19 protein-coding genes are annotated in these 23825 nt (G+C 68.9%); 11 read left to right on the top strand and 8 right to left on the bottom strand.

Features of this window, described 5'->3' with window-relative positions; all coding sequences use genetic code 11:
• Position 1: 1 nt before the first annotated feature.
• A complete protein-coding gene (locus OG782_RS24520; RefSeq protein WP_406454369.1) occupies positions 2-1252 on the bottom strand; it encodes a sugar ABC transporter substrate-binding protein in 1251 nt (416 codons plus the stop codon).
• 258 nt (positions 1253-1510) lie between these two features.
• On the opposite strand from OG782_RS24520, the gene OG782_RS24525 reads away from it, so the two are divergent.
• On the top strand, positions 1511-2488 hold the full coding sequence (locus OG782_RS24525; RefSeq protein WP_406454371.1) for an acetylxylan esterase: 978 nt from the start codon (positions 1511-1513) through the stop codon (positions 2486-2488).
• 123 nt (positions 2489-2611) lie between these two features.
• Here the strand turns inward: OG782_RS24525 and OG782_RS24530 are convergent, their stop codons facing one another.
• On the bottom strand, positions 2612-3667 hold the full coding sequence (locus tag OG782_RS24530) for a LacI family DNA-binding transcriptional regulator (protein ID WP_406454373.1): 1056 nt from the start codon (positions 3665-3667) through the stop codon (positions 2612-2614).
• A 172-nt stretch (positions 3668-3839) separates the two neighbouring features.
• Between OG782_RS24530 and OG782_RS24535 the strand changes: the two genes are divergently transcribed.
• Together OG782_RS24535 and OG782_RS24540 are read left to right on the top strand one after the other, a co-directional pair.
• Entirely contained in the window at positions 3840-4295 is a 456-nt protein-coding gene (locus tag OG782_RS24535; protein ID WP_406454375.1) for a MarR family winged helix-turn-helix transcriptional regulator, read from the top strand.
• 222 nt (positions 4296-4517) lie between these two features.
• Positions 4518-5069: an isochorismatase family protein gene (locus tag OG782_RS24540; protein WP_406454377.1), complete on the top strand. Its 552-nt coding sequence runs from the start codon at positions 4518-4520 to the stop codon at positions 5067-5069.
• A 45-nt stretch (positions 5070-5114) separates the two neighbouring features.
• Here the strand turns inward: OG782_RS24540 and OG782_RS24545 are convergent, their stop codons facing one another.
• Genes OG782_RS24545 through OG782_RS24560 form a run of 4 tightly spaced genes read right to left on the bottom strand, consistent with a single transcriptional unit; the run spans position 5115 to position 8995 of the window.
• Positions 5115-5891, bottom strand: coding sequence for a succinate dehydrogenase/fumarate reductase iron-sulfur subunit (locus OG782_RS24545; protein WP_406454379.1), 777 nt, complete (start codon positions 5889-5891; stop codon positions 5115-5117).
• Complete coding sequence (locus tag OG782_RS24550; protein WP_406454381.1) at positions 5888-7804, bottom strand: fumarate reductase/succinate dehydrogenase flavoprotein subunit; 1917 nt, start codon at positions 7802-7804, stop codon at positions 5888-5890. The genes OG782_RS24545 and OG782_RS24550 overlap by 4 nt, the downstream gene beginning before the upstream one ends.
• Entirely contained in the window at positions 7805-8704 is a 900-nt protein-coding gene (locus OG782_RS24555; protein ID WP_406454383.1) for a hypothetical protein, read from the bottom strand.
• A gap of 42 nt (positions 8705-8746) precedes the next feature.
• The gene (locus OG782_RS24560; RefSeq protein ID WP_406454385.1) at positions 8747-8995 is read right to left on the bottom strand and encodes a hypothetical protein; all 249 of its coding nucleotides are present in this window, start codon (positions 8993-8995) and stop codon (positions 8747-8749) included.
• A 328-nt stretch (positions 8996-9323) separates the two neighbouring features.
• On the opposite strand from OG782_RS24560, the gene OG782_RS24565 reads away from it, so the two are divergent.
• The 8 genes from OG782_RS24565 (at position 9324) to OG782_RS24600 (ending at position 21104) form a co-directional block, all read left to right on the top strand.
• Positions 9324-11702, top strand: a complete 2379-nt coding sequence (locus OG782_RS24565; protein ID WP_406454387.1) for an ABC transporter family substrate-binding protein — start codon at positions 9324-9326, stop codon at positions 11700-11702.
• Positions 11703-12012: 310 nt separating this feature from the next.
• Positions 12013-12708: a hypothetical protein gene (locus OG782_RS24570; RefSeq protein WP_406454389.1), complete on the top strand. Its 696-nt coding sequence runs from the start codon at positions 12013-12015 to the stop codon at positions 12706-12708.
• Between the two features lie 168 nt (positions 12709-12876).
• Positions 12877-14751: a translational GTPase TypA gene (gene typA, locus OG782_RS24575; protein ID WP_406454391.1), complete on the top strand. Its 1875-nt coding sequence runs from the start codon at positions 12877-12879 to the stop codon at positions 14749-14751.
• Between the two features lie 462 nt (positions 14752-15213).
• Positions 15214-16857 carry an ABC transporter substrate-binding protein gene (locus tag OG782_RS24580; protein ID WP_406454393.1) on the top strand — a complete coding sequence of 548 codons (1644 nt, stop codon included), beginning with the start codon at positions 15214-15216 and terminating at the stop codon, positions 16855-16857.
• Positions 16858-17026: 169 nt separating this feature from the next.
• Complete coding sequence (locus OG782_RS24585) at positions 17027-17956, top strand: ABC transporter permease (protein ID WP_406459251.1); 930 nt, start codon at positions 17027-17029, stop codon at positions 17954-17956.
• Positions 17949-18899: an ABC transporter permease gene (locus OG782_RS24590; protein WP_406454395.1), complete on the top strand. Its 951-nt coding sequence runs from the start codon at positions 17949-17951 to the stop codon at positions 18897-18899. Before OG782_RS24585 ends, OG782_RS24590 begins: the two co-directional genes overlap by 8 nt.
• Positions 18900-18910: 11 nt before the next feature.
• Positions 18911-19969 carry an ABC transporter ATP-binding protein gene (locus OG782_RS24595; RefSeq protein ID WP_406454397.1) on the top strand — a complete coding sequence of 353 codons (1059 nt, stop codon included), beginning with the start codon at positions 18911-18913 and terminating at the stop codon, positions 19967-19969.
• Complete coding sequence (locus tag OG782_RS24600) at positions 19962-21104, top strand: ABC transporter ATP-binding protein (RefSeq protein WP_406454399.1); 1143 nt, start codon at positions 19962-19964, stop codon at positions 21102-21104. Before OG782_RS24595 ends, OG782_RS24600 begins: the two co-directional genes overlap by 8 nt.
• Before the next feature lie 595 nt (positions 21105-21699).
• Here OG782_RS24600 and OG782_RS24605 read toward each other — a convergent pair.
• Positions 21700-22785 carry an ABC transporter ATP-binding protein gene (locus OG782_RS24605; protein ID WP_406454401.1) on the bottom strand — a complete coding sequence of 362 codons (1086 nt, stop codon included), beginning with the start codon at positions 22783-22785 and terminating at the stop codon, positions 21700-21702.
• A 26-nt stretch (positions 22786-22811) separates the two neighbouring features.
• A complete protein-coding gene (locus OG782_RS24610) occupies positions 22812-23777 on the bottom strand; it encodes an ABC transporter ATP-binding protein (RefSeq protein ID WP_406459253.1) in 966 nt (321 codons plus the stop codon).
• Positions 23778-23825 lie beyond the last annotated feature (48 nt).

Here is a 23825-nt window from a genome sequence, read left to right on the forward strand (position 1 = left end):
CCTACTTCACGAGGCCTTCGATCTCGGACTGCGCGGTCTTCAGCGCGTCCTCGGCGGACGCCTTGCCCTGGGTCACCTTCGCTATCGCCTGGTCGACCTTGTCGGTGATCTCGCTCAGGTTGGACAGCGACGGGGAGGACTTGGCGGTGTCCATCTGCTTCTTGAAGATCTGCAGATCGGCGTCGTCGGCGAGGGCACCCGAGGTCCAGGCGGCGGTGTTCGCCGGCAGGTCCTTGGTGCGCTTGTACCAGTCGGCCTGACCCTTGGTGTCCGTCAGGTACTTGATGAACTCGGTGGCCGCGGCCTTGTGCTCGCTGTCCTTGGAGATCACCAGGGAGGAGCCGCCGGCCATCGAGGTGGAGGACTTGTCGGCGGGCACGTTGGCCACCGCCCACTTGCCCTTGATCTGCGGCTGGCCCTCGTTGATCAGGGTGACGTGCCAGGGACCGCCGAAGAACATCGGGACGCGGCCGTTGCCGAAGTCCTTCACGACGTCATAGCCGGGCTGCACGGACTTGTTGGAGAGACCCTTGTCGAAGTACGAGCCGTACTCCTTGAGCGCCCTGACGGCCTCGGGGCTGTCGATGACGGCCTCGCCCTTGTCGTTGACGATCTCGCCGCCGGCCGAGTACAGGAAGGAATAGAAGTTCTGCACCGTGTCCAGGCCGCTGGGCTGGATGGACAGGCCCCACTTGGTGTCCGCCTTCTTCTGGTAGGCGGTCGCGAGGGCCTGCATCTCCTTCCAGTTGGTCGGAGCCTTGGTGATGCCGGCCTTCTCGGCCAGGTCGGTGCGGTAGTAGAGGACGCGGGTGTCGACGTACCACGGCACGCCGTACGCCTGGCCGTCCACCTCGCCCTGCTTCCAGCCGGCCGGGAAGAAGTCCTTCTCCTGGAAGGTCTTGGTGTCGACCGGCTCCAGCACACCGAGCTCGGAGAACTCGCCCATGTAGCTGCCGCCCATCTGCGCCACGTCCGGCATGGTGCCGGCGGCGGCCGCGGAGACGAGCTTCTGGTGGGCGACGTCCCAGCCGACCGGGGTCACCTTGACGGTGATGTTCGGGTTGGCCTTCTCGTACACCTTGGCCACATCCGCGAGCTTCTCGCCCTCGGCCCCCATGGCCCAGACGGTGAGCGTCTGCTTCTTGTCCGCGGCGACGTCGTCGCCCCCGGAGCTGCCGCACGCGGTCAGACCGAGAGCGAGAACGACGGCGATACCGATGCCGGTGGAGGCATTTCTGGCGGTGCGGGACATGGAGGGCTCCTCCTTGAGCAATCCGAATGTATGCGCTGCCTGTAAGCGCATACATCACTCTGCGGCAGGGATTCAGGAATCCGCAAGAGGGTGCTAGGTCACACTCGTGCAACGTGCTGGACACCTGTTGGTTCGGTTTGCAACGGTAAGCGTGTCGTTTGCCGAAAAGGTGGGGGTGTGACCGATTCCGCACCTTTGGTTCCGCGCCGGGATGGACGGGATCCTGCCCGCCGAATGGACGGGGATAGTGTCGTGATCATGACTTCGTTCGCGCATGATTTCCCCTTTGATCCGGCCTACGGGCGCACCCTCGACGAGCTGAAGGCCGTGCCCGCGCCGCCCGCGCCGGACGACTTCGCCGACTTCTGGCGCGCGCGCCACGACGCGGCCCGCAAGGTCGCCACGGAGCCGGAGATCGGCCCGCTGGAGGACGAGCGCGACGGTGTGCGGATCCACGGTGTGACGTACAACTCCGTCGGTGGGGTGCGGATCGGCGGCTGGCTGGCGCTTCCGGTGGAGGAGCCGGTGCGCCACGGGTTCGTCATCGGGCACGGGTACGGGGGCCGCCAGAGCCCCGGGCCCGATGTGCCGCTGCCGCTGCCTTCGTCGGCCGCGATCCTGCCGTGCGTACGGGGGACGGGGCCGCGCGGACTCGTGGCGGGCATCCCCGATGTCTCCTCCGCGCATGTGCTGCACGGCATCGAGTCGCGTGACACGTATGTCATCGGCGACTGCGTGGCCGACCTGTGGTGCGCGGCGTCGGCGCTCCAGGAACTGGTGCCGGAGCTCGCGGGGACGGGCCGGCTGGGCCTCCTCGGGGAGAGCTTCGGCGGAGGGCTCGGCGCGCTGGCCCTGCCGTGGGACGACCGGATCGGGGCGGCGCAGCTGACGGTGCCCACCTTCGGGAACCACCCGCTGCGGCTCACGCTGCGCTGCGCGGGGAGCGGGGAGTCCGTGCGCGGGTATCACCGCGAGCATCCCGAGGTCGTGGAGGTGCTGCGGTACTTCGACGCCGCGACGGCCGCGGGGCTCGTGGAGCTGCCGACGATGGTGGCCGCCGCGCTGTTCGACCCGTCCGTGCCGCCGCCGGGGCAGTTCGCCGTGTACAACGCGCTGGCGGGGGAGCGGGAGCTGCTGGTGCTGGCGGCGGGGCACTTCGAGCACGCGGGGCTGGCCGAGGAGGTGGCCGGGCTGGTGGCGGCGCGGCGCGAGTTCTTCGGGAAGTGGCTGGCTTAGCGGGCACGGGCGGGCACGGGCGGGTGCGTGTGGGCGCACCCGTCCGTGGCCGCTCCCGAAGTGGCACGGGTGGTCGCGGGTGGGTGCGCACGTGCCCGCCGCCGGTCGCGAAGAGAGCCGCCGTCAGCCGCAGCCGCAGCTCCTGCGGCGGATCAGGGAGACCGGGAGGGTGAGCGATACCGGGTCGCGGCCGCTGTTGTTCAGCCGCTGAACCAGCAACTCGACCGCCTGCTCGCCCAGTTGGCGGATCGGCTGGCGGACCGTCGTCAGCGGCGGTTGGACAATCCGGCTGAGCGGGATTCCGTCGAAGCCGGTCACCGCCATGTCCTGGGGCACCCGCACGCCCCGGCGCGCCAGTGCGCGCAGGGCGCCGACCGCCATCTGGTCGTTGGCGAACAGCATCGCCTCCGGCCGTTCCCCCTCCCGGTCCAGCAGGGCGTCGGCGGCCAGTGCGCCCTCGGCCTGCTTCATCATCGTCGTCCGGAACGCCGGTTCGTCCGGTACGGGAAGGCCGGCGTCCCCGCAGGCCTGCCGGAAGCCGCGGAAGCGGGCCTCGGCGTCGGGCGAATCGGTGTCGCCCCCGACGAAGGCGAGCCTGCGCAGGCCGTGGTCCTCGATCAGGTGACGGGTCAGCTCGCGCTCGCCGTCGGCGTTGGCGACGACGATGTGGTCGAGGTGGTCGATCTCGCGCGGCCCCGCGAGCATCACCACCGGCAGCCGGCGCGATATCACCTCGAGGTCCTCGGTCGGCACGGTCTGCGCGAGGACGGCGAAGCCGTCGACCCGTCCCGCGACCTTCGCCACCAGGCTCTCGGGGCCGCCCTCCAGGGACGCCGCGATCAGCAGCGCGTAGCCGTGCCGCCGGGCCGCGCGCTCCATGCCGCGGATGATCTGGTCGGAGTAGAGCATCACCGCGTCGTCGGCGTCGCTGTCCGCCTCTGCGTCGGCCTCGGCGTCCGGGTCGGCGTAGTCGGGGAAGCAGAGTCCCAGTACTCCGGTGGTGCGGCTCGCCAGCCCCCGTGCGTTGCCGCTCGGTACGTAGCCGAGCTCGCGGGCCGCCTCCAGGACCCGCTCACGGGTCTGGGCGCGTACCGATTCCGGAGTGCGGTAGACCCGCGAAACCGTGGCAATGGAGACGCCCGACCGCTCCGCGACGTCGTACACCGTTGGGGCGCTCACTCGACCGACCGTCCGCTTCTTCTTCCGTACCGACGCGTACCGACAGGGGCGTCGACGTACACATTATGAAAGCGCATTCACCCTAGATCGCGGGCCGTGCGCGGAGCAAGGCCATCCCGGGAGTCGGCAGGTAACCTTGCAAGATGTCCTGTGCATCTTTTACGGTGGACGCATGACGCGACCGTCCGCAGCCGTGCCCGCCGACCCGACCGCCGAGGAGGTGGCGAACCAGCTCGCCGCCGTGGTCGGCAGGCTGCTGCGGCGGCTGCGCTCCTCGTCGTCGGAGAGTCTGCTCACGCCGGCCCAGCGCTCGGTGCTGGCCCGGCTGGACGACGGGGGCCCGACGACCACGGCCGGTCTGGCCCGCGCCGAGTTGGTGCGCCCCCAGTCCATGCGGCTGACCCTGGGCGCGCTGGAGGGGCAGGGGCTGGTCGAGCGGGCACCCGATCCGGCCGACGGCCGCAAGTCGGTCATGTCGATCACGGACACCGGCCGCGCGACCCTCGCGCAGGTCCGGGCCGCCAAGCGCAACTGGCTCGCCGAGGCCGTCGCCGCCGAACTGGACGGGGCGGAGCGGCGCACCGTCGCCGAGGCCGCCGCCCTCATCGAGCGCCTGGTCGGTTCATGACCGAGCGCGACCCGCTGCCCGGAGCGACATCCCCGCAGACACATCCGCGGGAGGCCGCGTCGGCCCCCGCCCCGCAGGCACGTCTACGCCAGGCCGCGTCGGCCCCGCCCCGCAGACACATCCGCGACAGGCTGCGTCCGCCCCCGCCCCGCAGGCACATCTACGACAGGCGGCGCCCACCCCCACCCCGTAAGCACCACCCGACCAAGGAGCCCCAGCACCATGAGCGTGACCACTCTCGACCCGAAGACCGCACTGATCGTCGTCGACCTTCAGAAGGGCATCGTCGGCTTTCCCACCGCGCACCCCGCCGCCGATGTCATCGCGCACTCCGCGGCCCTCGCCGACGCCTTCCGGGCCAAGGGCCTCCCGGTCGTCCTGGTCCGTGTCACCGGTGGTGCGCCCGGCCGTACCGAGGGCCCCACCGGTGGCGGGAAGCCGGCCGCCGACTGGGCCGAGATCGTCCCCGAGCTCGGCCCGCAGGAGAGCGACATCGTCGTCACCAAGCAGCAGTGGGGCGCCTTCTACGGCACCGACCTCGACCTCCGGCTGCGGCGCCGCGGGATCACGCAGGTCGTGGTGGCCGGGATCGCGACCAGCATCGGCGTCGAGTCCACCGCCCGCTCGGCACACGAGCACGGCTATCACGTCACGATCGCCACGGACGCGGTGACCGACATGAACGCCGAGGCCCACGACAACAGCGTCGAGCGGATCTTCCCGCGCCTCGGCGAGCGGGGCACCACGGACGAGATCATCAAGCTGCTCGGCTGACCGCCGGTCGCGGCGGCCCCGCCGGGCCGCCGCGACCGTGCACCCTCAGGACGACGGGTCGCGCCGCCGGATCTTGTTCCCCAGCCACACCAGCGGGTCGTACTTGCGGTCCACGGCCCGCTCCTTCAGCGGGATCAGCGCATTGTCGGTGATCTTGATGTGCTCGGGGCAGACCTCCGTACAGCACTTCGTGATGTTGCAGAGGCCGAGCCCGTGCTCCTCCTGGGCCGTCGCCCTACGGTCGAGACCGGACTCGGCGGCGGCGTCCAGCGGGTGCATGTCCAGCTCGGCGACCCGCATCAGGAAGCGCGGCCCGGCGAAGGCCGCCTTGTTCTCCTCGTGGTCGCGCACCACATGGCAGGTGTCCTGGCACAGGAAGCACTCGATGCACTTGCGGAACTCCTGCGAGCGCTCCACATCGATCTGCTGCATCCGGTACTCGCCCGCCTTCACCCCCTCCGGGGGAACGAAGGCCGGCACCTCCCGTGCCTTGGCGTAGTTGAACGACACGTCCGTCACCAGATCGCGCACCACGGGGAAGGCCCGCAGCGGGGTGACCGTGATCGTCTCCTCGCGGGTGAACACCGACATGCGCGTCATGCACAGCAGCCGCGGCCGTCCGTTGATCTCCGCGCTGCACGAACCGCACTTGCCCGCCTTGCAGTTCCACCGCACCGCGAGGTCGCCCGCCTGGGTGGCCTGGATGCGGTGGATGATGTCGAGGACGACCTCGCCGTCGTTGACCTCGACCTCGAAGTCCTCCAGACCGCCGCCGCCGGTGTCCCCGCGCCACACCCTGAACCGTGCGTTGTAGCTGCTCACTCGTACAGCTCCTCTTCGGCGAGGTACTTGACCAGCTCCTCCTTCTCGAAGAGGGAGAGCAGATCCGGACGGATGGGTTCGGTCGCCTTGCGTACGAGGTCGATCCGGCCCTCCAGCGGCGCGGCGGAGACATCGGCCGGCCGGCACAGCAGGTTGACCGGGCGCCAGGAGCGCTCCATGTCCGGGCAGTCCTCGCGGGTGTGGCCGCCGCGGCTCTCGGTGCGCTCCAGGGCCGCCCGCGCGATGCACTCGCTGACCAGCAGCATGTTCCGCAGGTCCAGCGAGAGGTGCCAGCCCGGGTTGAACTGCCGGTGCCCCTCGACCCCGGCACGCCGGGCCCGCTCGCGCAGCCCGGCCAGCTTCTCCAGGGCCTGTTCCATCTCGGGGGCCCGCCGGATGATGCCGACCAGGTCGTTCATCGTCTGCTGGAGTTCCTGGTGCAGGGTGTACGGGTTCTCCGCCGGCGCACCCTCGGCGAGGTCCTCCGCGCTGAACGGGCGCAGCGCCTCCGAGGCGGCGGCGTCGATCTGGGCCTCGTCCACCACCGGCAGGAGGCCGTCGGCGGCCTCGGCGTACGCGGCGGCGTGCAGCCCCGCCCGACGACCGAAGACCAGCAGGTCGGAGAGGGAGTTGCCGCCGAGCCGGTTGGAGCCGTGCATGCCGCCCGCGACCTCGCCCGCCGCGTACAGACCGGGCACGTCCAGGGCGGCGGCGGTGTCGGAGTCGACGGCTATGCCGCCCATCACGTAGTGGCAGGTCGGGCCGACCTCCATCGCCTCGGCGGTGATGTCGACGTCCGCCAGTTCCTTGAACTGGTGGTACATCGACGGCAGCCGGCGCCGGATCCGCTCCGCGTCCATCCGGGTCGACACATCGAGGAACACCCCGCCGTGCGGCGATCCGCGGCCCGCCTTCACCTCGGAGTTGATGGCGCGGGCGACCTCGTCGCGGGGCAGCAGTTCGGGCGGGCGGCGGTTGTTGTCCGGGTCCTCGTACCAGCGGTCGCCCTCCTCCTCCGACTGCGCGTACTTCTCCTTGAACACATCGGGGACGTAGTCGAACATGAACCGCTTGCCCTCGGAGTTGCGCAGCACCCCGCCGTCGCCGCGTACCGACTCGGTGACGAGGATGCCCTTGACCGAGGGCGGCCAGACCATGCCGGTCGGGTGGAACTGCACGAACTCCATGTTCAGCAGGGGCGCGCCCGCCAGCAGGGCCAGCGCGTGGCCGTCACCGGTGTACTCCCAGGAGTTCGACGTGACCTTGAAGGACTTGCCGATGCCGCCGGTGGCCAGGACGACGGCGGGGGCTTCGAGGACGAAGAACCGGCCGGACTCCCGCTGGTAGCAGAAGGTGCCGGAGACCCGCTCGCCGTCCTTCAGCACCCGGGTGACCGTGCACTCCTGGAAGACCTTCAGCCGGGCCTCGTAGTCCCCGGATTCGCGGTAGTCCTCCTGCTGGAGCGAGACGATCTTCTGCTGGAGGGTGCGGATCAGTTCGAGGCCGGTACGGTCCCCGACGTGCGCCAGGCGCGGATATTCGTGGCCGCCGAAATTGCGCTGGGAGATCTTCCCCTCGGGGGTGCGGTCGAAGAGCGCGCCCCAGGTCTCCAGCTCCCAGACCCGGTCGGGCGCCTCCTTGGCGTGCAGTTCCGCCATCCGCCACTGGTTGAGGAACTTCCCGCCGCGCATGGTGTCGCGGAAGTGCACCTGCCAGTTGTCCCCGGAGTTCACATTGCCCATGGAGGCGGCTATGCCGCCCTCCGCCATGACCGTGTGCGCCTTGCCGAAGAGCGACTTGCAGATGACGGCGGTACGGGCTCCGCGCTCCCGTGCCTCGATCGCTGCGCGCAGCCCGGCACCTCCGGCACCGACCACGACGACGTCCCACTGCTGCCGTTCGAGCTCAGTCATTCAGAAAAACCTCGGATCGTCGAAGGCGCCGGAGGCGACGAGATACACATAGAAGTCGCACGCCGCCACGCTGATCAGCGAGGCCCAGGCGAGCAGCATGTGGCGGGCGTTGAGCCGCCCCACCCAGCCCCACAGCCGGTAGCGCACGGGGTGCTTGGAGAAGTGCCGCAGCCGGCCGCCGATGATGTGCCGGCAGGAGTGGCAGGACAGGGTGTACGCCCAGATCAGGACGATGTTGATGACGAAGACCAGGGAGCCGAGACCCATGTGGCCCCAGGCGTAGTGCTCGTCGCGGAAGGAGAGCACGGTGTCGTACGTGAGGATCCCGGCGACCGGCAGCGCCGCGTAGAAGAAGTACCGGTGCATGTTCTGCATGATCAGCGGGAAGCGGGTCTCGCCGCTGTACGCCTGGTGCGGCTCGGCGACCGCGCAGGCCGGGGGCGAGGCCCAGAAGCCCCGGTAGTAGGCCTTGCGGTAGTAGTAGCAGGTCAGCCGGAAGCCGAGCGGGAAGATGAGGATCAGCAGGGCGGGGGACAGCCCCCACCAGCTGCCGAGGAGATCCCAGTTCGGGCCGTGCCGCATGGGCGCGCAGCTGTCGGCCAGACAGGGCGAGTAGAACGGCGAGACATACGGCGCTGCGTAGTAGTCCGCGTTCGAGAACGCCCGCCACGTCGAGTAGACGATGAAGGCGAGCAGTCCGCCCGCCGTCACGGCGGGAGCCAGCCACCAGCGGTCGGTCCGCAGATGGCGGGCGGCGATGGCGGCCCGGGTGGGGTGGTGCACCCCCGCCGTCCGGGCGGCGGGATTGTCCGGGGGCCGTGGTTCCCTGCCCGGTTCCGTACCCGGGGTGCTGCCCGGGTCCTTGCCTGAATCCGTTCCTGCTTCCGTACCGGTGGCCAAGGAACTCTCCTAGGGGCTGTCAGGCATTCGTCGGGCCCCCGTCTAGGGGGCGTGCCTGCCGGGGACGCCCAGACCCTCGTCGTCCGAGTCCGTCCACAGGGTGGTGTCGTACGGCGCCTCGGTGATCGTGATGACGCCGTCGGCGGGATCGGCGTGGCCGGCCGGGTCGAGCGGGGCCGGGGCGGTGTCCGCCGCGCGCAGTTGCGCGAGGCTCCGCTCCAGCCGTCCGACGGTGCGGACCAGGTCGTCGAGGCAGTGCTGAACCGCCGTCAATTCGTGTTGCAGTGACATGACTTGATCTCACTTCCGCAGTCGCGGGTGGCCACGTTCATGCGCATGCGAGTGTCGCGCGTCACATCCGGTTTGGGAAGGGAGCGGGCCGCCCCGTCTTGGGTGCGCGGCCGTACGGCTCCCGCGAGCGTCGGATTCCGGCCGGTGCCGGGGCTCCGCCGCACGGGTGAGGTTCGGCGTGGCTGCGCCGTGTCTGCGCCGTCTCTCGCGCGTGGGCGCTTTCAGTGGACGGGCGGAACCAGTGTGATCAACTGCAAATGCCACCAAACACGCTTAGAACGGTTCATTCGGGTACGGGTGGGCCGGGCCGTCCCCGGAGGTATCAGCTATGTCCCACGTCGGCGTCCCGCGCGGGACGGCCCGAAAGCGTCGCTCGCTCGCGCTCCTCACCACGGGTGTACTCACGCTCCCCGTACTGGCCGGCTGCAGCTCGGGCGGCGACGAGGCCGGCACCGCCGCCGTCGTCCCGCAGGACGTCGCACCCGCGGCCCGCGCCCAGGTCGCCGAGGGCGGCACGGTCAACTGGGCGATCGACGCGATGCCCGCCACCCTCAACGCCTTCCAGGCGGACGCCGACAGCGCCACCACCCGGATCACCGGCGCCCTGCTGCCGACCCTCTTCCCGCTGGACGCCCAGGGCCGGCCGCAGCTGAACCCCGACTACCTCGAATCCGCGAAGGTGGTCGACACCGAGCCCAAGCAGGTCGTGCTCTACCGGCTGAACCAGCAGGCGGTCTGGAGCGACGGCCGCGAGATCGGGGCGCCGGACTTCGTCGCCCAGTGGCGGGCGCTGAGCGGCAAGGACTCCGCGTTCTGGACCGCACGCAACGCCGGGTACGAACGCATCGAGAAGATCGAACGCGGCGCCGACGACCTCGAGGTCAAGGTCACCTTCGCCAAGCCGTACGCGGACTGGCGCTCCCTCTTCTCCCCTCTCTACCCGAAGCAGGTGACGGGTTCCCCGGACGCCTTCAACGACGGCGCGCGGAGCACCATCGAGGCGACCGCCGGACCGTTCCGGCTGCGCACCGTGGACAAGGAGTCGGGCTCCGTCACGCTGACCCGCAACCCGCGCTGGTGGGGCAGCCCGGCCAAGCTCGACTCGCTGGTCTTCAAGGCCGTCAAGCCGCAGGACCGCACCGAGGCCCTGACCGAGGGAAGGATCGACGTCGCCGACATCGACGCGGCGGCGGCCCACCGCATCGTCCAGGCGGCCCGGGACACCGGCGCCAACGGCGCACCGCCCGCCCACGGCCCCGGCTCCGCGACGAGTCCGGCCGCGGCGCTGCGCTCCTGGGCGCTGGCGCACGGCTCCGACGAGGACGTGGCCGAGGAGGCTCAGGCGGCCAGGGACGAGAAGGCCCGGGCCGCCGAGGCGTACGCCGTCGAGCAGAGCGATCTGCGCGGCTACGTGGTCCGCAAGTCCCTGGAGCCCGCATACACCCAGCTCGCGCTGAACGGTGAGACCGGGCCGCTCGCCGACGACCGGGTGCGCCGGGCCGTGGCCCGCGCCCTGGACCGCCAGGAGCTCGCCGACACCGTACTCAAACCGCTCGGCCTGCCCGCGGACCCGCTCGGCAGCCATCTGGCCCTGGCCGGGCAGCCGGGCTACAAGGACGGCAGTGACGCACTCGGCGGCCAGGACACCAAGGAGGCGCAGGCGCTGCTGGCCGACGCGGGCTGGACGCGCGAGGGCGCGACCCGGAAGACGGACGGCACCAAGGCCGGCAGCGAGGGCGAGAAGCAGAAGGACGCGGACAAGGCAGGAGAAAAGAAGGCGGAGGGGAACAAGGAGAACAAGGAGAAGAAGGAGGAGGGCGAGGAGTCCGCCGGGTCGCAGGACGACGGCAAGACCAATGACGCCGCCCGGCGCGAGCCCTCCCCCGACGAGGGTCTGTACATCGTGGGCGACGACGACAAGCCCGGCGAGGCCGAAGGCGCGGCCACCCACGTCATCGCGCCCGCCCCCGCCGCCGCCGTACAGAGCGCCGCCCTGCTGCGCCAGGCCGGACACCTGGGCGGGACGGGCACCTCCGAGGACGTCCGGGCCCAGGACCGGCAGCCCGGTGGCGCCGCCGGCGCCTACGCTCCGGCCGGCACCGCCGCCCCCGCCCAGGCAGCCGACTCGGCCCGCGGTCCCCTCGGCAAGAACGGCGAGCCGCTGACCCTGCGGTTCGTCCTGCCCTCCGGTGCGGGCTCCGAGTCGCTGCGCAGCGTCGGGGACAAGATCGCGGCGATGCTCGACACGATCGGGATCCGCACCGAGATCACCAAGGTCTCCGACGACAGCTACTTCCAGGACCACATCGCATCCGGCGACTACGACCTGGCGCTGTACTCCTGGCCCGCCACCGCCTACCCGGCCACGGACGACCGCCCGATCTTCGCCAAGCCGGTGCCCGCGACCGACGGCTCGCTGCTCGTCGAGCAGAACTACACCCGCGTCGGTACGGACCACATCGACCAGCTCTTCGACCAGGCGGTCTCGGAGCTCGACGAGGGTACGGCCAGGGACCTGATGAAGCAGGCGGACGCCCGGATCTGGGCCGCCGCAGGATCGATTCCTCTCTATCAGCGCCCGCAGCTGGTCGCGACCGACAAGAAGCTCGTGAACGTCGGAGCCTTCGGCTTCGGGGTGCCGCACTACCAGGACATCGGTTTCAAGACGCCGCAGGCCGCGGGGGCCCCGGCCAATCGGAAGAAGTAGCAGGTGAAGTAGCAGGTCAGGGGAGCGGCGAAAGCTCAGAACTGGCTCAATTCTCTTGCCCGCCGGCTTGCCGGCGGGCAAGGCTGTGTCCACCCGCTGACCCGGGTAGCCACTCCGCCTTCCGGATTCCGGGGCCCCAACCCCGTAGATCCTGCCGCGGAGTCCCGCTCCGAGCCCCACCTCGGAGCTGCGGCTTCGGAGCCCCACCTCTGAAGTTGCTCAAGTCCCGCGTCCGCGCGCACCGCCCGGGGGACCGTGGTCACGACCACCGGTGAACTCCGCCGGAAGAACTGATCACGGGGGCGGAAACATGAAGCGGACGCGGGCTCTCACCTGCGCGGTGGCCCTGCTCGTCGCGGGAATGCTCGCGGGCGCGAGCGGCTGCAGCTCGGCGCCGGACGAACCGGGCACGAGCGGAAAACCGAAGCCGGCCGGGTCACGGACGGCTTCGGAGACCGGCGCGGAGCAGGTTGCCGCCCCCGAGGAACGGGCGTGCAAGGGCGGCACGTACACCTGGTTCAACATGCAGGAGCAATCCGTGCTGAACGGGGTCACCGATGTGCAGCGCGTCACGGCCGAGCCCACGAAGATGACCGAGCCGATGCGGCGGCTGCGCACGGACCAGGCGTCCCTGACGTCCGACGGCCCGAGGCTGGACTCGCAGGCCGTGCTCTTCGCGCTGAGCGTGCACCTCGGCTTCGCGGAGAAGGGGGACGACCCGCAGGGCGGGTCGGGGCTGGGGGAGCCGGGGTCGTACGCGCCTGTCGACGAGGGCGGCGGCGAGGTCAGCGGGCATGCCGCCCGCCTGGTGAACTACAGCGCCGTCACGATGGTCGATGTGGATTTCCGCTACACCTGCAGAGGCGGCGAGCACCGTGAGCCGACCGTCGGCCATGTATCGACATGGAGCAAGACCGTCGCGGGAATCCTCAACTGCGAGGAGCCGCTGACCAAGGACGTCTCGGCCGCCGCACGCGAGGCCGAGCGCCTGTCCTGCCACGGGTAGGACTGCCCGAGCGCCTGTCCTGCCAAGGCCAAAACCGCCCGGGAAGCCGCAGGCGCGCCCGCCCCGTACCATGGGACTAGCCGTGGCGCGTCCGCCCGGCGGGCGTACGAGGACTCAAGACCGACTAAGACGCCTGAATCCCCGATCCGAGAGAAGCGCAAGCCACCCATGCCCACGCGCCACGACATCCGTAACGTAGCCATCGTCGCCCACGTCGACCACGGCAAGACCACGCTGGTCGACGCCATGCTCAAGCAGGCCGGCGCGTTCGCCGCGCACGCCGCCGAGAACCTCGACGAACGCATGATGGACTCGAACGACCTGGAGCGTGAGAAGGGCATCACGATCCTGGCCAAGAACACGGCCGTGAAGTACCACCCCAAGGATGGCGGCGACGTCATCACGATCAACATCATCGACACCCCCGGCCACGCCGACTTCGGTGGTGAGGTCGAGCGCGGCCTGTCGATGGTGGACGCGGTCGTGCTGCTGGTCGACGCCTCCGAGGGCCCGCTGCCGCAGACCCGCTTCGTGCTCCGCAAGGCACTGACGGCCAAGCTGCCGGTCATCCTCTGCATCAACAAGACGGACCGGCCGGACTCCCGGATCGCCGAGGTCATCGACGAGACGTACGACCTCTTCCTCGACCTGGACGCCGATGAGGACCAGATCGAGTTCCCGATCGTCTACGCCTGCGCCCGTGACGGCGTCGCCTCGCTGACCAAGCCGGAGGACGGCACCGTCCCGCCGGACAGCGACAGCCTGGAGCCGTTCTTCAGCACCATCCTCTCCGCGGTCCCGGCCCCGGAGTACGACGAGGACGCGCCCCTCCAGGCCCACGTCACCAACCTGGACGCCGACAACTTCCTCGGCCGTATCGCGCTCTGCCGTGTCGAGCAGGGCGAGCTGCGCAAGGGCCAGACGGTCACCTGGATCAAGCGTGACGGCACGCAGTCCAACGTCCGCATCACCGAGCTCCTGATGACCGAGGCGCTCACCCGCAAGCCGGCCGAGAAGGCCGGTCCGGGCGACATCTGCGCGATCGCCGGTATCCCGGACATCATGATCGGCGAGACCCTGGCCGACACCGAGAACCCGATCGCGCTGCCGCTGATCACGGTCGACGAGCCGGCCATCTCGATGACCATCGGTGCGAACACCTCGCCGCTGGTCGGCAAGGGCGGCAAGGGCCACAAGGTCACCGCCCGCCAGATCAAGGACCGTCTGGACCGCGAGCTGGTCGGTAACGTCTCGCTCCGCGTCCTGGAGACCGAGCGCCCCGACGCCTGGGAGGTCCAGGGCCGCGGTGAGCTCGCCCTCGCGATCCTCATCGAGACCATGCGCCGGGAGGGCTTCGAGCTCACCGTCGGCAAGCCGCAGGTGGTCACCAAGCAGGTCGACGGCAAGACGCACGAGCCGATCGAGCGCATGACGATCGACTCGCCGGAGGAGCACCTCGGCGCCATCACGCAGCTCATGGCGACCCGCAAGGGCCGCATGGAGACGATGACGAACCACGGTTCGGGCTGGGTCCGCATGGAGTGGATCGTCCCGTCCCGCGGCCTCATCGGCTTCCGTACGGAGTTCCTGACCCAGACCCGTGGCACGGGCATCGCGCACTCCCTGTTCGAGGGTCACGAGCCGTGGTTCGGCGAGCTGCGCACCCGTCACAACGGCTCGCTGGTGGCGGACCGCGCCGGCGTGGTGACGCCGTTCGCGATGGTCAACCTCCAGGAGCGGGGTGTCATCTTCACGGAGGCCACCACCGAGGTCTACGAGGGCATGATCATTGGCGAGAACTCGCGCGCCGATGACATGGACGTGAACATCACCAAGGAGAAGAAGCTCACCAACATGCGTGCGGCTTCCGCGGACACCACGGAGAACGTGGTGCCCGCCCGCAAGCTGTCGCTCGAGCAGTCGCTCGAGTTCTGCCGCGACGACGAGTGCATCGAGGTGACCCCGGAGACCGTGCGTATCCGCAAGGTCGTCCTCGACCAGAAGCAGCGCGGCCGTTCCGCGTCGCGCGCCAAGCACAACTGACCTGACGGCGGGTAGGCCCTTTTCGGCCGACGATCCGTCAGCGCCAGGCATTGCAGAAGGCCAGGGCCCTCACAGACACTGTGGGGGCCCTGGCCATTGGTCAACCGGTTTTTGGCGACCGCATGTCCAGAATCCGAGACAGAAGTGTTCGTTTATCGGGCGTCGCTCTCCGAAACATGTGTTAACAGTCCGTTTCGGGGGTGTCTGTCTGGGATCAGTTTGTCCGGATTTTGGTCGGCACGGCTTATGGATGTTGTCAAACCGAGACCCTTTAAGTGTGGTTTACGGCCCAGTCGTACTTAATAGTTGGCTCCGTTGAGCTCGGGTCAATGGGTCACGCACTGTGGGGAGTGCCGACTCACGAGCACACTAAGGGCACTGAAACGATCACCGTCAGGGGTGTCGGTGAATCGACCCAGTGCCCTTCTTGTAGTCAAAAGTGGACTCATGAGGAGGAAACCCATGCGTGGTGCCAACAGCGCCAAGTGGGTCGCGGGAGCGGCCATCATCGCCCTGGCTGCGACTGCCTGTGGCGGCGGCAACGACGACGCCGACAAGGGCAACAAGGGCGGCACCAAGGGTGCCGTCAATGCTGACGGCATCTTCTCCGTCGAGGTCGGTGAGCCGCAGAACCCGCTGCAGCCGGCCAACACGATGGAGTCGAACGGCAGCATTGTCACCGACGCGATCTTCTCGCAGCTGGTGGACTACGACCCGTCCGGCAAGCTTGAGATGATCAACGCGGAGTCTGTCGACACCAAGGACAGCAAGCTCTGGACGGTCAAGCTCAAGAAGGACTGGAAGTTCCACGACGGCACCCCCGTCACGGCCGAGTCCTACATCAAGGCCTGGAACTGGGCCGCGAACATCAAGAACAACCAGACCAACGCGTCCTGGTTCGGCGACATCAAGGGCTTCGAGGACGTCCACCCCGCGGACGCGAAGGCCAAGCCGAAGGCCGACGCCATGTCCGGTCTGAAGAAGGTGGACGACTACACGTTCACCATCGAGCTCAACGCCCCGCTCCCGTACTTCTCGTACAAGCTCGGCTACACGGTCTTCTCCCCGCTCCCCGAGTCCTTCTACGCGGACCCGAAGGCCGCCGGCGAGAAGCCGGTCGGCAACGGCGCGTACAAGTTCGTCAGCTGGGACCACAAGAAGCAGATCAAGGTCGTCCGCAACGACGACTACAAGGGTGCCGACAAGGCGAAGAACGGCGGTGTGGTCTTCAAGAACTACACCACCCTCGAGACCGCCTACGAGGACCTGAAGTCCGGCAACGTCGACGTGCTGCGCCAGATCGGCCCGAAGGACCTCCCGGTCTACCGGTCCGACCTCGGTGACCGCGCCGTGGACCAGGCGTACTCCGCCATCCAGACGATCGCCGTCGCCTTCTACACCGACCAGTGGAAGAAGATCGACCCGAAGGTCCTCCAGGGCCTGTCGATGGGTATCGACCGCGACACGATCACCAAGACCGTGCTCCAGGGCACGCGTGAGCCGGCCACCGGCTGGGTCGCCAAGGGTGTCCTCGGCTTCCAGAAGGACGCCGCGGGCGACGTCACCAAGTACGACCCGGCGAAGGCCAAGAAGCTCATCAAGGACGGCGGCGGCGTCCCGGGCAACAAGATCTCGATCCAGTTCAACGCCGACGGCGGCCACAAGGAATGGGTCGAGGCGGTCTGCAACAGCATCACGCAGTCGACCGGTGTCAAGTGCGCCACCGACTCGAAGGCCGACTTCCAGGCCGACACGAACGCGCGTGACGACAAGCAGGTCAAGTCCCTGTACCGCTCCGGCTGGGTGCTCGACTACCCGGTGAACGCGAACTTCATCTCGGACCTGTTCCGTACCGGCGCCGCTGGTAACCAGGGTGACTTCTCGGACAAGGGCCTGGACGCGGAGATCAAGAAGGCCGACTCCGCGGCTTCGCTCGACGACTCCGTCGCGGCGTACCAGAAGATCGAGAAGGAGCTGGTGAACTACATGCCCTCCATCCCGCTCTGGTACTACAAGGTCAACGCCGGTTACTCGGAGAAGGTCCAGAACGTGCAGTACGCACAGGACGGCGACCCGATCCTCACCGGCATCGAAGTCAAGAAGTAACCACACCGACGTAGTCCGCGCGCAGGCGCGGGACCGGCATTGAAGGACGGTCCGCGCCTGTCCGCACGCCGTGGCCGGGGGGCCCTTCCACGTAACCGACCACCCCACAGGGGGAGTCGGTGCGGGGGAGGGCCCGTTGGCTGCTGCTTGCCTATTACATGGAGGCATGATGGGGCGCTATGTCGCACGACGACTGCTCCAGATGATCCCGGTCTTCCTCGGGACAACCCTGCTGATCTTCCTGATGGTCTACACGCTGCCCGGCGACCCCGTGCGTGGCCTGTTCGGGGACAAGGGCGTCGACCCTGCCACGCTGGCCAAGCTGCGCCACGAGCACGGGCTCGATCAGCCGATCCTGCAGCAGTACTGGAATTACATGTGGGGTGTCCTGCATGGCGATTTCGGTAAGCAGATAGCCAGCGGGCGTCCCGTCACGGACGTCCTCGGCGACGCGTTCCCCGTCACCCTCCGGCTGGCCGGTATGGCGTTCGTCATCGAGATCGTCATCGGTATCGGTCTCGGGACGATTGCCGGCCTGCGCGCCGGTCGTTTCACCGACAACGCGGTCCTGGTCTTCACGCTGCTGATCATCTCGATCCCGGTGTTCGTCCTCGGCTTCATCATCAAGGCCGTGTTCGCCTTCCAGCTCGGCTGGATCTCGCCGAACGTGTCCGGCGATGCCAAATGGAGCGAACTACTGGCTCCGGCCATCGTGCTGGGATCGCTCTCACTCGCCTACGTAGCGAGACTCACGCGTACGACGATGGCCGAGAACCTGCGCTCGGACTACATGCGCACCGCCATCGCCAAGGGACTTCCCAAGCGACGCATCGTCGGCGTGCACCTGATGCGCAACTCGCTGATCCCCGTCATCACCTTCCTCGGCACCGACCTCGGTGCCCTGATGGGCGGCGCGGTCGTCACCGAGGGCCTGTTCAACGTCAAGGGCATCGGTGGCACGATCTACGAGTCGATCCAGAAGCGTGAAGGCACGACGCTCGTCGGCCTCGTCACCATCCTGGTGCTCGTCTATCTCCTCATGAGCCTCATCGTCGACCTGCTGTACGCGGTCCTGGACCCGAGGATCCGTTATGCCTGACGTGACCAAGACCGCCCCCGCGCCCGAGGACGCCAAGGCGCCCCTCGCGGCCCCGTCGGCGCCCGTGAAGGCGGAGAAGGCCCGCAGTCTGTGGGGCGACGCCTGGCGAGACCTGCGTACCAACTGGTACTTCATCGTCTCGTCGGTGCTGATCCTCATCCTGCTCGTGATGGCCGTCTTCCCCGGCCTGTTCACCAGCGCCTCGCCGACCTCGTCCGACCTGGTGCACCACTACCTGGGCAAGCCGGAGCTGAGCAAGATCGGCTCCGAGGGCTGGCTCGGCTATGACGTCCAGGGCCACAGCGTCTACGCGCGTGTCATCTACGGCACCCGCGCCTCGGTCACCGTCGGCGTCTGCGTCACGCTCCTGGTGACGCTGTTCGGCGGACTGGTCGGCATGTTCGCCGGTTACTTCGGCGGCTGGGTCGACGCGCTGCTCTCCGGCTTCTTCACCAACGTCTTCCTCGGCATCCCGTTCCTGCTCGGCGCCATGGTTGTCCTCCAGGCCTTCCCCGAGCGGAGTGTCTGGGTGGTGATCTTCGCCCTGGCGTTCCTCGGCTGGACCCAGATCGCGCGTGTCATGCGTGGTGCGGTGATCGTCATCAAGCAGTCGGACTACGTGCAGGCCGCCAGAGCGCTGGGTGCGGGTACCGGCCGGATCCTCTTCCGGCACATCCTGCCCAACGCCATGGCCCCGGTGATCGTGGTCGCCACCATCTCGCTCGGTGTCTACATCTCGGCCGAGGCGACCCTGTCCTACCTCGGTCTGGGTCTCGCCGACCCGACGATCTCGTGGGGCATGGACATCTCCGGTGGCGCGAACCAGATCCGCGTCGCACAGCACATCCTGCTGTACCCGTCGATCATGCTCAGCATCACCGTTCTGGCGTTCATCATGCTCGGCGAAGCCGTCCGCAACGCCCTCGATCCGAAGTCGCGATAAGGAGGGCGAACGTGGCCACCATCAACAAGACCGCTGAAGTCCCGTCCGCACGCTCGGGGGACGACTTCGTCGGCCCCCTGCTCGATGTCCGTGATCTGCACGTGGAGTTCCACACCCGCGACGGTGTGGCCAAGGCGGTCAACGGTGTCAACTACAGCGTGAACGCCGGTGAGACCCTCGCCGTGCTCGGTGAGTCCGGCTCCGGCAAGTCCGTGACGGCGCAGGCCATCATGGGCATCCTCGACATGCCGCCGGGCAGGATCCCGCAGGGCGAGATCCTCTTCCGCGGCCAGGACATGCTCAAGATGTCCAACGAGGAGCGCCGGCAGATCCGCGGCCAGAAGATCGCGATGATCTTCCAGGACGCGCTCTCCTCGCTGAACCCGGTCCTCACCGTCGGCTACCAGCTCGGCGAGATGTTCCGGGTCCACCAGGGCCTGTCCAAGAAGGAAGCGAAGGCCAAGGCCATCGACCTGATGGACCAGGTCAAGATCCCGGCCGCCGCGGCTCGTGTCTCGGACTACCCGCACCAGTTCTCCGGCGGTATGCGCCAGCGCATCATGATCGCCATGGCGCTGGCCCTGGAGCCGGACCTGATCATCGCGGACGAGCCGACCACCGCGCTCGACGTGACCGTCCAGGCTCAGGTCATGGACCTGCTCGCGGAACTCCAGCGCGAGTACAACATGGGCCTGATCCTGATCACGCACGACCTCGGTGTCGTCGCGGACGTCGCCGACAAGATCGCGGTCATGTACGCGGGCCGGATCGTCGAGACCGCCCCGGTGCACGAGATCTACAAGCGCCCGGCGCACCCGTACACCAAGGGTCTGCTCGAGTCGATCCCGCGCCTGGACCAGAAGGGCCAGGAGCTCTTCGCGATCAAGGGCCTGCCGCCCAACCTGCTCCGTGTGCCCACGGGTTGTGCCTTCAACCCGCGCTGCACGGCCGCGCAGGACATCTGCCGTACGGACATTCCGGCGCTCACGCCGGTGACCGAGCAGGACGGTACCGAGCTGGTCGGACGCGGCAGCGCCTGCCACTTCTGGAAGGAGACGATCCATGGCTGACATGAAGAAGGAACCCGTGGACGCCACCCCGAACGTCACCGAAGTGGAGACGGTCGACGCGGTCACCGAGGCGGAGGCCGTAGCCGCCATCGACGCACCCGTGTCGCAGGGCGAGCCGATCCTCCAGGTCCGCAACCTGGTCAAGCACTTCCCGCTGACCCAGGGCATCCTGTTCAAGAAGCAGGTCGGCGCGGTCAAGGCCGTGGACGGGATCTCGTTCGATCTCTACGCGGGCGAGACGCTCGGCATCGTGGGCGAGTCCGGCTGTGGCAAGTCCACCGTCGCCAAGCTCCTGATGACGCTGGAGCGGGCGACCGCCGGCGAGGTCTTCTACAAGGGCCAGGACATCACCAAGCTGTCCGGCCGTGCGCTGAAGGCCGTGCGCCGCAACATCCAGATGGTGTTCCAGGACCCGTACACCTCGCTGAACCCGCGTATGACGGTCGGCGACATCATCGGCGAGCCGTACGACATCCACCCCGAGGTGGCCCCGAAGGGCGACCGGCGCCGCAAGGTGCAGGAGCTCCTGGACGTCGTGGGTCTCAACCCGGAGTACATCAACCGGTACCCGCACCAGTTCTCCGGCGGTCAGCGCCAGCGCATCGGCATCGCCCGCGGCCTCGCGCTCAACCCGGAGATCATCATCTGCGACGAGCCGGTCTCCGCGCTCGACGTGTCGGTGCAGGCCCAGGTCATCAACCTGATGGGGAAGCTCCAGGACGAGTTCAACCTCTCCTACCTCTTCATCGCGCACGACCTGTCGATCGTCCGGCACATCTCGGACCGGGTCGGCGTCATGTACCTCGGCAAGATGGCCGAGATCGGTACGGACACGCAGATCTACGACCACCCGACGCACCCCTACACCCAGGCGCTGCTGTCGGCGGTCCCGGTTCCGGACCCGGAGGCCCGCGAGGGCCGCGAGCGGATCATCCTCTCCGGCGACGTCCCGTCCCCGGCCAACCCGCCGTCGGGCTGCCGCTTCCGCACCCGCTGCTGGAAGGCCCAGGACAAGTGCGCCACGGAGATGCCGCTGCTGGCGATCCCCGAGCGCTTCAAGTCCTCGAAGACGCCGGCCGCGCACGAGTCGGCCTGCCACTTCGCGGAGGAGAAGGACGTGGTGCACGCGGCCTGACACGCTGCGACGTCCGCCGCGGACGTATCGAACACATCGGACCCCTCGGGAGCCCTTACGGGAACCCGAGGGGTCCGATCTTTCGCACACCGGCCGTGGCCGGTCAGCGATCCGTGGTGAAGACTTGCGCGGCGGTGGTGGCCGCCCGGCTTCGCGGCCTTCACCGTGGTCCTGAGACCTGGCGGTGGAAGTACTACGGGAACTCCGCCTCCGGGGCGAAGTCGTCGACCGGAGACCACGTCGTCGTGTGGTCCGGAGTCCGCGTGTTGCACGCGGTGCAGAACGCTGAGCGTGCTGCTTGAGCGTCCTGGCGTGTGACTCCAAGAACATCCAGGGGGCCCGGCTCGCCTTCGGTAACGCTGCCTGAGCGGACTTCACGTCCCCCGCCTCGGAGAGCTGAACCCGCCTCCACAAACCGAAGGCGCCCGGAACCGATCGGTTCCGGGCGCCTTTCCCGTGTACCCGGGAACCGGCCTCGCAGGTGGCTCGGGTCAATGGGCCGACGTGCTCGGTTCCATGGGCCGGGGGAGTCCCGCGGTTCCCGGACCGGTGGGCCCGCTGTCGCCGGACGCCCCCGGGGCGGGAGCGAGGGGTGTCAGCCCCCGGCCTTCGGGTTCTTGGCGGGCTTGTCGAGCCGCGGTCCGTCGGACGCCGTGCGCGCCGCAGGGACCGCCGAGGCGGTGCCGGGCTCCTCCGGGTAGTGGCAGGCCGTCAGGTGCCCGTCCCGGCTGCCTCCCACCTGCACCAGCGGCGGCGCCTCGCTCGCGCACTTGTCCGTCGCCTTCCAGCAGCGGGTACGGAAGCGGCAGCCCGACGGCGGATTGACCGGGGACGGCACATCGCCGGTCAGCCGGATGCGCTCGCGGGCCGGTACGTCGTCCGCGGTGGCCTCGGGGACGGCGGAGAGCAGCGCCCGCGTGTACGGGTGGCGCGGATTGCCGTACAGGTCCTCGCGGTCGGCGATCTCCACGATGCGGCCGAGGTACATGACGGCCACGCGCTGCGAGAAGTGCCGCACGATCGCCAGGTCGTGGGCGATGAACAGGAAGGCGATGCCCAGTTCCTTCTGGAGCTTCTGGAGCAGGTTCACCACCTGGGCCTGGATCGACACGTCCAGGGCCGAGACCGGCTCGTCCGCCACGATGAGCTTCGGCTCCAGGGCCAGCGCGCGGGCGACCCCGATGCGCTGGCGCTGGCCGCCGGAGAACTCGTGCGGGAAGCGGTTGTAGTGCTCCGGGTTGAGGCCGACGGTCTCCAGGAGCTCCCGGACCCGCGCCTCGCGGCCGCCGGCCGGGTCGATGCCGTTGATCTCCATCGGCGCGGCGACGATCTTGCCCACGGTCTGCCGCGGGTTCAGCGAGGCGTACGGGTCCTGGAAGATCATCTGGATCTCGGAGCGGATCGGGGCCAGCTCCTTGCGGGAGGCGTGGCTGATGTCCTGCCCGCGGTAGGAGATCCGGCCGGCGGTCGGCTCCAGGAGCCGGGTGATCAGCCGGCCCGTCGTCGACTTGCCGCAGCCGGACTCGCCGACCAGGCCGAGGCTCTCGCCCTGGCCGATCGTGAAGTCGAGCCCGTCCACGGCCTGGACGGCCCCGACCGTCCGCCGGATCGGGAAGCCGCCCTTGATCGGGAAGTGCTTGGTGAGTCCGGAGACGTCCAGGAGGGGATCGGTGCTGCTCATAGAAGGGAAGTCCCGTCTCTTGTACGTCAGTTGGACCGTGTGCCGGCGAAGTCCGCGAAGAACTCCGCGCGCTGCTCCGGCGTCAGGTGGCAGGCCGCCCCGCGCCCGGACACCAGGTCCAGCGGAGGCTGCTGGGCCGAGCAGCGGTCGCCGCCGACCTGCTCGGTGAACGAGCAGCGAGGATGGAAGCGGCAGCCGGTCGGCGGGTTGAGGAGGCTCGGCGGGGTCCCGGGGATCGGTGACAGCGGTACGTCCACCGGGCCGTCGAGGGTGGGCATGGAACCCAGCAGGCCCCAGGTGTACGGGTGCTGGGGCGTCCGCAGCACCTCCTTCTTCGTACCGCGCTCCACACAGCGCCCGCCGTACATCACCAGCACGTCGTCCGCGATGTCGGCGATGACGCCGAGGTCGTGGGTGATGAAGATGACCGAGGTGCCGGTCTCCTGCTGGAGGTCCTTGAGCAGGTCCATGATCTGGGCCTGCACGGTGACGTCCAGCGCCGTCGTCGGCTCGTCGGCGACCAGCAGCTCGGGGTCGCAGACCAGCGCCATGGCGATCATCGCGCGCTGGCGCATACCGCCGGAGAACTGGTGCGGATAGTCGTCCACCCGCAGATCGGGCTGCGGGATACCCACCCTGGTGAGCATCTCCACGGCCCGCGCCCGGGCCTCCCGCTTGGAGGCCCCGGTGTGCTTGCGGTACGTCTCACCGATCTGCGCGCCGATGGTGTGGTACGGCGAGAGCGAGGCCAGCGCGTCCTGGAAGACCATGGCCATCTTGTTGCCGCGCAGCCGCTCCAGCTCCCGCTCCGAAGCCGAGAGCAGGTCCTGCCCGTCGAGCAGGATCTCGCCGTCGATCTCCGTGTGTTCGGGGTGGTGCAGGCCGAGGATGGCCAGGTTGGTCACGGACTTGCCGGAGCCGGACTCGCCGACGATGCCGAGGGTCTTGCCCCGCTCGACGTCGAAGGACAGCCCGTCGACGGCCTTGACCATGCCGTCGTCGGTGGAGAAGTGCACGCGCAGATCGCGTACGGAGAGGAA

The organism is Streptomyces sp. NBC_00876, assembly GCF_045207435.1.
Lineage (GTDB): Bacteria > Actinomycetota > Actinomycetes > Streptomycetales > Streptomycetaceae > Streptomyces.

Excerpts from the sequence above, each read along its gene's own strand:
- OG782_RS24520 (WP_406454369.1), bottom strand. The coding sequence starts at position 1,252 with ATGTCCCGCACCGCCAGAAATGCCTCCACCGGCATCGGTATCGCCGTC.
- OG782_RS24525 (WP_406454371.1), top strand. The coding sequence starts at position 1,511 with ATGACTTCGTTCGCGCATGATTTCCCCTTTGATCCGGCCTACGGGCGC.
- OG782_RS24535 (WP_406454375.1), top strand. The coding sequence starts at position 3,840 with ATGACGCGACCGTCCGCAGCCGTGCCCGCCGACCCGACCGCCGAGGAG.
- OG782_RS24540 (WP_406454377.1), top strand. The coding sequence starts at position 4,518 with ATGAGCGTGACCACTCTCGACCCGAAGACCGCACTGATCGTCGTCGAC.
- OG782_RS24550 (WP_406454381.1), bottom strand. The coding sequence starts at position 7,804 with ATGACTGAGCTCGAACGGCAGCAGTGGGACGTCGTCGTGGTCGGTGCC.
- OG782_RS24560 (WP_406454385.1), bottom strand. The coding sequence starts at position 8,995 with ATGTCACTGCAACACGAATTGACGGCGGTTCAGCACTGCCTCGACGAC.
- OG782_RS24565 (WP_406454387.1), top strand. The coding sequence starts at position 9,324 with ATGTCCCACGTCGGCGTCCCGCGCGGGACGGCCCGAAAGCGTCGCTCG.
- OG782_RS24570 (WP_406454389.1), top strand. The coding sequence starts at position 12,013 with ATGAAGCGGACGCGGGCTCTCACCTGCGCGGTGGCCCTGCTCGTCGCG.
- typA (WP_406454391.1), top strand. The coding sequence starts at position 12,877 with ATGCCCACGCGCCACGACATCCGTAACGTAGCCATCGTCGCCCACGTC.
- OG782_RS24580 (WP_406454393.1), top strand. The coding sequence starts at position 15,214 with ATGCGTGGTGCCAACAGCGCCAAGTGGGTCGCGGGAGCGGCCATCATC.
- OG782_RS24585 (WP_406459251.1), top strand. The coding sequence starts at position 17,027 with ATGGGGCGCTATGTCGCACGACGACTGCTCCAGATGATCCCGGTCTTC.
- OG782_RS24590 (WP_406454395.1), top strand. The coding sequence starts at position 17,949 with ATGCCTGACGTGACCAAGACCGCCCCCGCGCCCGAGGACGCCAAGGCG.
- OG782_RS24600 (WP_406454399.1), top strand. The coding sequence starts at position 19,962 with ATGGCTGACATGAAGAAGGAACCCGTGGACGCCACCCCGAACGTCACC.
- OG782_RS24605 (WP_406454401.1), bottom strand. The coding sequence starts at position 22,785 with ATGAGCAGCACCGATCCCCTCCTGGACGTCTCCGGACTCACCAAGCAC.
- OG782_RS24610 (WP_406459253.1), bottom strand. The coding sequence starts at position 23,777 with ATGGTCAAGGCCGTCGACGGGCTGTCCTTCGACGTCGAGCGGGGCAAG.